This is a genomic window from Kitasatospora sp. NPDC001309, from assembly GCF_042896295.1.
Taxonomy (GTDB): Bacteria; Actinomycetota; Actinomycetes; order Streptomycetales; family Streptomycetaceae; genus Kitasatospora.
In genome coordinates this window covers 209,695-216,343 of the sequence record NZ_JBIAXC010000010.1, presented here as the reverse complement: position 1 = coordinate 216,343, position 6,649 = coordinate 209,695, and the positions used below count along the sequence as shown (strand labels likewise).

9 protein-coding genes and 1 pseudogene are annotated in these 6,649 nt (G+C 75.9%); 5 read left to right on the top strand and 5 right to left on the bottom strand.

The window, feature by feature from the left end:
* Positions 1 to 177: 177 nt before the first annotated feature.
* The gene (locus ACFY2K_RS13925; protein WP_387711432.1) at positions 178 to 915 is read right to left on the bottom strand and encodes an SDR family oxidoreductase; all 738 of its coding nucleotides are present in this window, start codon (positions 913 to 915) and stop codon (positions 178 to 180) included.
* Positions 916 to 1,059: 144 nt separating this feature from the next.
* Here ACFY2K_RS13925 and ACFY2K_RS13920 point away from each other — a divergent pair, with 144 nt between their 5' ends.
* Both ACFY2K_RS13920 and ACFY2K_RS13915 read left to right on the top strand, forming a co-directional pair.
* The gene (locus ACFY2K_RS13920; RefSeq protein WP_387711430.1) at positions 1,060 to 1,632 is read left to right on the top strand and encodes a TetR/AcrR family transcriptional regulator; all 573 of its coding nucleotides are present in this window, start codon (positions 1,060 to 1,062) and stop codon (positions 1,630 to 1,632) included.
* A gap of 267 nt (positions 1,633 to 1,899) precedes the next feature.
* Complete coding sequence (locus ACFY2K_RS13915; RefSeq protein WP_375896766.1) at positions 1,900 to 2,520, top strand: hypothetical protein; 621 nt, start codon at positions 1,900 to 1,902, stop codon at positions 2,518 to 2,520.
* Between the two features lie 53 nt (positions 2,521 to 2,573).
* Here the strand turns inward: ACFY2K_RS13915 and ACFY2K_RS13910 are convergent, their stop codons facing one another.
* Positions 2,574 to 3,209, bottom strand: a complete 636-nt coding sequence (locus ACFY2K_RS13910; RefSeq protein WP_380525875.1) for a flavin reductase family protein — start codon at positions 3,207 to 3,209, stop codon at positions 2,574 to 2,576.
* 146 nt (positions 3,210 to 3,355) lie between these two features.
* Positions 3,356 to 3,988 carry a carbonic anhydrase gene (locus ACFY2K_RS13905; RefSeq protein WP_375896771.1) on the bottom strand — a complete coding sequence of 211 codons (633 nt, stop codon included), beginning with the start codon at positions 3,986 to 3,988 and terminating at the stop codon, positions 3,356 to 3,358.
* A gap of 101 nt (positions 3,989 to 4,089) precedes the next feature.
* Here ACFY2K_RS13905 and ACFY2K_RS13900 point away from each other — a divergent pair, with 101 nt between their 5' ends.
* The 3 genes and pseudogenes from ACFY2K_RS13900 (at position 4,090) to ACFY2K_RS13890 (ending at position 5,644) form a co-directional block, all read left to right on the top strand.
* Positions 4,090 to 4,635, top strand: coding sequence for a hypothetical protein (locus ACFY2K_RS13900; protein WP_380644678.1), 546 nt, complete (start codon positions 4,090 to 4,092; stop codon positions 4,633 to 4,635).
* 205 nt (positions 4,636 to 4,840) lie between these two features.
* Positions 4,841 to 5,222, top strand: a pseudogene (locus tag ACFY2K_RS13895) (helix-turn-helix transcriptional regulator).
* Positions 5,223 to 5,227: 5 nt separating this feature from the next.
* Positions 5,228 to 5,644, top strand: a complete 417-nt coding sequence (locus ACFY2K_RS13890; protein ID WP_380525872.1) for a VOC family protein — start codon at positions 5,228 to 5,230, stop codon at positions 5,642 to 5,644.
* A 3-nt stretch (positions 5,645 to 5,647) separates the two neighbouring features.
* Here the strand turns inward: ACFY2K_RS13890 and ACFY2K_RS13885 are convergent, their stop codons facing one another.
* Together ACFY2K_RS13885 and ACFY2K_RS13880 are read right to left on the bottom strand one after the other, a co-directional pair.
* On the bottom strand, positions 5,648 to 5,845 hold the full coding sequence (locus ACFY2K_RS13885; protein WP_387711427.1) for a hypothetical protein: 198 nt from the start codon (positions 5,843 to 5,845) through the stop codon (positions 5,648 to 5,650).
* Positions 5,842 to 6,609: a MerR family transcriptional regulator gene (locus tag ACFY2K_RS13880; protein WP_375896780.1), complete on the bottom strand. Its 768-nt coding sequence runs from the start codon at positions 6,607 to 6,609 to the stop codon at positions 5,842 to 5,844. The genes ACFY2K_RS13885 and ACFY2K_RS13880 overlap by 4 nt, the downstream gene beginning before the upstream one ends.
* Positions 6,610 to 6,649 lie beyond the last annotated feature (40 nt).

The following is a 6,649-nucleotide window of genomic DNA, read 5'->3' as shown; positions in this document are numbered from 1 at the left end:
CTCTCCCTGGCCCGGGGGGGGGGCCCCCCCCCCCCGGGCCCCCCCCCCGGGGGGGGCCCCCCGGCCCCCCCCCGGCCCCCCACCGCCTTCGCTTTGCCCGGACTTGGGAGAAGAACGCCATGTCCACGGCAATTGTGAAGAAGGCCGGGCGGCGGGGTCGGTTTTGGGCGGCGGGGGTCAGTCCTGGGCGGTGGGGCGCACGACGATCTCGCTGACGTCGACGCCGTCCGGCTGCGCGACGGCGTAGCCGATGGCCGAGGCCACGGCGGAGGGCGGCATGGCGATCTCGTCGCGCCGGCGCACCAGCGCGGCCGCGACCTCGGGGCCGGCCCCCTTGCCGACGCCCTCGGTGTGGGTGAAGCCGGGGGAGACGAGGGTGACGCGCAGGTCGGGCCCCGCCTCCTGGCGCAGGCCCTCGGTGAGCACCTTCACCGCCGCCTTGGTGGCCGCGTAGACCCCCTGCGGGGGCCTGACGGCGTACGCCGCGGTGGAGCCGACGTTGACGAACTGGCCGGCGCCCTGGCGGCGGAAGACGGGCAGGGCCGCCGCGATGCCGTTGAGCAGGCCGGTGACGTGGGTGGCGACCATGGCGTCCCAGTCGTCCTGGCGCAGCTCGTCGAACGGCGAGACGGCCATCGTGCCCGCGTTGGAGACCAGCGCGTCGAGCCGCCCGTACCGCTCCAGGGCCGTGTCCGTCAGGAGCCGCAGGTCCTCGCGGCGCCGGACGTCGACGACGACGCCGGTGGCGTCGGCGCCCCGGGCGGTGACGGCGTCCACGACGGCGTCCAGCCGCTCCCGGCGCCGGGCCCCGAGCACCAGGCGGGCGCCCCGCTCGGCGAGGTGGTGCGCGGTCGCCTCCCCGATGCCGCTGCTGGCGCCCGTGATTGCGATGACCTTGCCCTGGATGCCCGACATGAGCTCCTCCTTCTCCCCGGTGCGTGCGCGGCGGGCGCCCTGGCCTACAGTGAAAACGGAGGCGCCCCCGCTTTCTCCACGTTAAGTGGGGGAGCCTCCGTTTATCAAGTCGCGGACCATCGACGAAGGGAACGGCGACCACCGATGACCGACGCAGCCCCCCGGCCGCTGCGGGCCGACGCGCGGCGCAACCGGGAGAAGATCCTCACCACCGCCGCGCGCGTGTTCGGGGAGCAGGGGCCGGACGCGCACCTGGAGCGCATCGCCAAGGAGGCGGGCGTGGGCAGCGCCACCCTCTACCGCAACTTCCCCACCCGGGAGGACCTGATCGAGGCGGTCTACCGCAACGAGGTGGCCCAGCTGTGCGAGGCCGCCCCCGCCCTGCTCGCCGAGCGGCCGCCCGAGCAGGCGCTGCGCGCCTGGACCCGCCTGTTCCTGGACTACGCCACCGCCAAGTACGGCATGATCGACGCCCTGCGCGCCATCGCCGCCACCGGGGCCAACCCCTACGGCGGCAGCCGGGAGATGATCCGGGCCGCCGTCACCGCGCTCATGGACGCCTGCGCGGCCGCCGGCGCGATCCGCACCGACATCCGGCCCACCGACCTCGCCGCCGCCCTGGAGGGCATCGCCCTCACCTCGGCGGGCGCCGGGCACCGCGAGCAGGCCGAGCGTCTGCTCGACCTCACCCTGGACGGCCTCGCCGCGCGGCGGTGAGGCACCGGTGAGGCAACGGCGACGAGGGCCGGGGCCGCCAACGGCACGATCGAAGGGAGGCGGCCCCGGCCCCGGTCCGTTCCCGTACGGGCGGGGCATCGACCGCGGAAAGCCCGTACGGCTGCGGTCGGCACCCATTCGACGACTTCAACAGCACTTGAAGTCAAGCCCCCCGGCCGCGCCCCCGACAGGAAACCGGACACCGCCGCGGGGTAGCCTCGCTCCCGGCGGGGGCCGACAGGCGCGACGGGACGAGGGGCGGACGGGATGACGCAGCAGCAGCGCGGCTACTGGCGGGAGGCGGACGGCACGGCCGTCGCCGTCAGCCAGGCGCACATCGTGTGGACCAGGGCGGCCTACCCGGCCCTGGTGGACGTGGCCCACCGCTACCACGCGGTGATCACCTACGCCGAGCTGGCCGAGGCCGTCCAGCAGGCCTCCGGGGTGCGCACCAGCGTCAACCAGCGGCACTGGATCGGCAAGGTGCTGGCCCTGGTGGTGCGCGAGGCCCACCGGCGCGGCGACCCGCCGCTGACCGCCCTGGTCGTGAACGCCACCGACGGCATGGTCGGGGCCGGCTACCAGGACGTGCTGGAGGTCGCCGGGCAGCCGCCCGTCCTGGACGAGATGGACCGCGAGCAGCACGCCGCCGCCGCCAGGCTCGCCTGCTACCGGCACTTCGGCGCCGACCTGCCCGCCGACGGCGGCATCCCCGCCCTGGCCCCGCGCCTGAAGACCACGGTGACCCGCCGCAAGAGCGCCGCCGCCGCCCCCGCGGCCGCCGCGGCCACCGCGACCACCCCGCGCCCGCCGGCGATCTGCCCCAACTGCTTCCTGGAACTGCCCGCGACCCGGGTGTGCGACTCCTGCGGGGCGACCGTCGCCTGAGCCGGGGCCCGGGACACGGCCCAGGACGCGGCCCGGGGTGCGGCCCGGCCGCCTCACACCGCGGCCGGCATCCTCCCCGGCATCTGCCAGCCCTCCGCCAGCCGCGAGGGCGTCAGCCGCCGGCCCTCGCCGAAGAACTCGCAGAACTTCATGATCAGCGGGTCCCAGCCGACCGGGTCCACGTAGTGGTCGGTGCCCGGCACGATCAGCCGCTCCTCCACGTGCGCGCGCACCACCGAGACCTCGAAGGCGGTGCACCCCGGGTTGCCCGCCAGCGGCCGGGCCTCCTCCAGCCGGCACTCCAACTGCACCGGGCACTCGGCCGCCCGCGGCGCCGCCACCAGCTCACCGGGCAGCTCGGTCAGCCCCGCGGCGGCGAACTTCCCCCGCTCGTGCCGGTAGCCCTGCGCGAGCCGGTGCTCGGTGATCCGCGGGTTCGCGGTCAGCAGCGCCAGCGCGTCCACGGCGTCGACCTGCCCGGCCGAGGGCAGGTTGAGCACGCACTCGCCCTCGCGCCGCAGGTTGACCGACGTCTGGGAGCTGTTGCCCAGCCCCAGCACGCAGGTCTGCCCCAGCCACCAGGCCGAGGACATCGGCGCCAGGTTGGCGCTGCCGTCCTCGTTGCGCGAGCCGATCAGCACCACCGGGGTGCCGAAGTAGAGAACCTTGAGATCGGTGACCTTGTGCACGGGAAGAGCCGTCCTCGCATCGGATGAGTCGGTGGCCCGGACCGGACGGTCCGCGACCGGACACCGACTCTGCCCCCGCCCGCGCCCCGGCGCTGGCGGGGATCGGACACCGCGTTCCCGCACCCGCAGCTCCCGGCGCCGGGGGGTCAGCCCAGGCCGCGGACGGCGACCGTACGGGCCTGGCCGTCGGTCAGCCGGTACGACAGGCCCACCACCGCGGCCCGCCCCTCGGCGACCCGGGCGGCCAGCAGCTGCGAGCGTTCCAGCAGCAGGTCCACCGTCTGGCGGATGTGCTCGTCCACGATCGCGTCCGGGTCCTCGATGCCCGCCGCCTTCGCCGACAGCACGCTCGGCGTCACCCGCTCCACCACGTCCCGCACGAAGCCGCCGGGCAGCCTGCCCTGCTCCAGGGAGTCCAGCGCCGCCGCCACCGCGCCGCACGAGTCGTGCCCGAGCACCACCACCAGCGGGCAGTCCAGCACCGCCGCCCCGTACTCGATGCTGCCCAGCGCCTCCGCGCCGGTCACATGACCGGCGGTGCGCACCACGAACAGGTCACCCAGGCCCCGGTCGAAGATGATCTCGGCGGCCAGCCGGGAGTCGGAACAGCCGAACAGCACCGCGAACGGCTTCTGCGCCGCCCCCAGCGCGGCCCGCCTCCCGGCGTCCTGGTTGGGGTGTTCGGGGCTGCCGCCGACGAAACGGGCATTGCCCTCCAGCAGCACCCGCAGCGCCTCGGCGGGGTCGGATATCGGGCCGGATATCGGAGAGGAGATCATGCGGCCACCCTAGATCGCCGCCGCCGGGACCCGCAGCCGGGGGCCGGGTGCCACGGAAAAGCGGATGCCCGCGCCCCCGCCGCCGTGGCAGGGTCGCGCGCATGAACACCGACACGCCCACCGGCTGGTCCTTCGCCACCGCCCGGCAACCCGCCACCTTCGGGGCCTGCACCGTCGAGGGCGAACCGGACGAACCGGAGCACGCCGCGGTCGGCGACGACCGGACACTGTGCCAGGAACAGCCACGCACCATCGTCCGCTACCGCCACCCGTTCGGCGTGCGCGTCGGCGCCCGGTTCTGCCCGCGCTGCCGGCACCTCGCCGCCGCCGCCCCGACCCGCCCCGGCGTCCAGGAACGCCTGCACGAACGCGTCCTGGACGCCGCCGAGGGGCCGCTGCGCGCGGACCTGCTGGCCGCGCTGCGCCGCGGCGCGCCCGTCCCCAAGTGGTTCAACGGCCCCGCGGACTTCCTGGCGTCGCACGCCCGCCTCGACGAACTGACCGAGGGCGCCGCCCCCGCCGCCGCGGCCTTCGAGGCGCAGACCCTCTCGCTGGCCGTGGCCGAGGACGGCCCCTGGCGCTACCTCGTCGTCCTGCCGCACGACGGCGGTGCCCCGCTGCTCGCCCGCGGCCCGCGCACCGCCTGACGCCTGTCTCCCGGATCCCCGCCGGGTCCGCGGCGTCGGGGCACGCACCTCGCCGCGGTGGCGGCCGGCCCGCCCGGCGCCACCGCCCGGTTGCCGGGCGCGCGCCGGGCGGGGCAGGGTGTCCGAGCGGCCCGGTACGGTGGCTGCTGTGCCCACCCGCGTACCCCTCGAAGACCTCGTCCGGCTGCGCCGGGCCCGCGACCGGATGGACCGCGAGTACGACCAGCCGCTGGACGTGCCCGCCCTGGCCCGCACCGCGCTGATGTCGCCCGGCCACTTCTCGCGCAGCTTCCGCACCGCCTACGGCGAGACCCCGTACAGCTACCTCATGACCCGCCGGATCGAACGGGCCAAGGCGCTGCTGCGGCGCGGCGACCTCAGCGTCACCGAGGTGTGCATGGCGGTGGGCTGCACCTCGCTCGGCTCCTTCAGCAGCCGCTTCACCGAACTGGTCGGCGAGAGCCCCAGCGCCTACCGCTCCCGCGACCACGCCGACGGCGAGCCCATCCCCGCCTGCATCGCCAAGATCCGCACCCGCCCCGCGCGCCGCACCTGAGGCGAAGAGCGGCCCCTCTCCCGTAAGTTGACGTGCATGAGCATCGAACTCGCGCAGTGCTTCATCGCCGTCGACGACCACGACAAGGCGCTCGCCTTCTACCGCGACGTCCTCGGCTTCGAGGTGCGCAACGACGTCGGCTTCGAGGGCATGCGCTGGGTCACCGTCGGCTCGCCCGAGCAGCCCGGGGTGGAGATCGTCCTGGAACCCCCGCTGGCCGACCCGCACGCCTCCGAGGACGACCGCCGGGCCGCCGCCGAACTCCTCGCCAAGGGGCTGCTGCGCGGCGTCATCTTCCGCACCGACGACTGCGACGCCACCTTCGAGCGCATCCGCGCCGCCGGCGCCGAGGTCCTCCAGGAGCCGATGGACCAGCCCTATGGCGTGCGCGACTGCGCCTTCCGCGACCCGGCGGGCAACATGCTGCGCTTCAACCAGCCGCGCGCCAGGTAGCGCTCAGGGCCTTCCGGCCGGGCGGCCCAGGCGGTGCAGGACCAGCCGGGCCTGGACGCCCTGGGCCAGCAGCACGGCCGGCGGCACCGACCAGGGCAGCAGGCCGGCCAGGGCCAGCGGGAACAGCGCCAGGACGGTCACCGCCAGGACGGGCAGGGTGCTCAGCAGGGCGACGCGCAGCCGCACCCGGCGGGGCATCATGACGCCTCCCGGGCCCGGTCGAGGAAGGTGCGCAGGTCGGCCCAGGCGTCGGCGGGGGCGGCGGGGTCGCCGGACAGGGCGGCCGGGTCCTCGCGCCAGGCGGTGCGCACGGCGGCGGACAGCGTGGTGTCGCCGCCGCTGAACAGCCGGGAGAGCTCGTCGAGGCGGGCGGCGATGCGGCGCACCCGGGGGTCGGCCGGGTCGGTGCCGGCGGCGCGCAGGGCCTCGGCGCGGCGGTAGAGCTGGGGCCACTCGACCTCCAGCAGGTAGTGGGCGGCCGGGCCGAGGGCGGCCGCGTGGTCGGCGAGGGCGTGCAGCTGGTCCTCGTCGAGGTGGCGGCGCAGGGCCTCGTCGGCGGCGGGCCGGGTGGCGCCGGCGGCCCGCACCAGGCGCAGCAGGTCCTCGGTGCCGGGCTCGCGTGCGGCGGCGAGCTCGCCGTCCAGGTGGCCCAGGCGCTCGCGCAGCTCCCGCAGCGCCGCCAGGGAGGCCTCGGTGGCGGCCAGGTGCTCGCGCACCAGGCGCCGCACGTCCACGCCGGCGTCCAGGCAGGTGGCGATGGTCTCCAGGCCCAGGCCCAGGCGGCGCAGGGCGAGGATCTGGTAGAGCCGCACGACGTCCTGCTCGGTGTAGGCGCGGTGGCCGGAGGCGGTGCGCCGGGAGGGGCAGAGCAGGCCGAGCTGGTCCCAGTGGTGGAGGGTGCGTACGGTCAGTCCGCTCGCCTCGGCGAGCGGGCCGACCTTCCAGGTCTGTTCGGAGGAGGGCATGGCACGAGCATCCCTTCTGACGCCGCGTGAGGTGCAAGCC

Excerpts from the sequence above, each read along its gene's own strand:
- ACFY2K_RS13925 (WP_387711432.1), bottom strand. The coding sequence starts at position 915 with ATGTCGGGCATCCAGGGCAAGGTCATCGCAATCACGGGCGCCAGCAGC.
- ACFY2K_RS13920 (WP_387711430.1), top strand. The coding sequence starts at position 1,060 with ATGACCGACGCAGCCCCCCGGCCGCTGCGGGCCGACGCGCGGCGCAAC.
- ACFY2K_RS13915 (WP_375896766.1), top strand. The coding sequence starts at position 1,900 with ATGACGCAGCAGCAGCGCGGCTACTGGCGGGAGGCGGACGGCACGGCC.
- ACFY2K_RS13905 (WP_375896771.1), bottom strand. The coding sequence starts at position 3,988 with ATGATCTCCTCTCCGATATCCGGCCCGATATCCGACCCCGCCGAGGCG.
- ACFY2K_RS13900 (WP_380644678.1), top strand. The coding sequence starts at position 4,090 with ATGAACACCGACACGCCCACCGGCTGGTCCTTCGCCACCGCCCGGCAA.
- ACFY2K_RS13890 (WP_380525872.1), top strand. The coding sequence starts at position 5,228 with ATGAGCATCGAACTCGCGCAGTGCTTCATCGCCGTCGACGACCACGAC.
- ACFY2K_RS13885 (WP_387711427.1), bottom strand. The coding sequence starts at position 5,845 with ATGATGCCCCGCCGGGTGCGGCTGCGCGTCGCCCTGCTGAGCACCCTG.
- ACFY2K_RS13880 (WP_375896780.1), bottom strand. The coding sequence starts at position 6,609 with ATGCCCTCCTCCGAACAGACCTGGAAGGTCGGCCCGCTCGCCGAGGCG.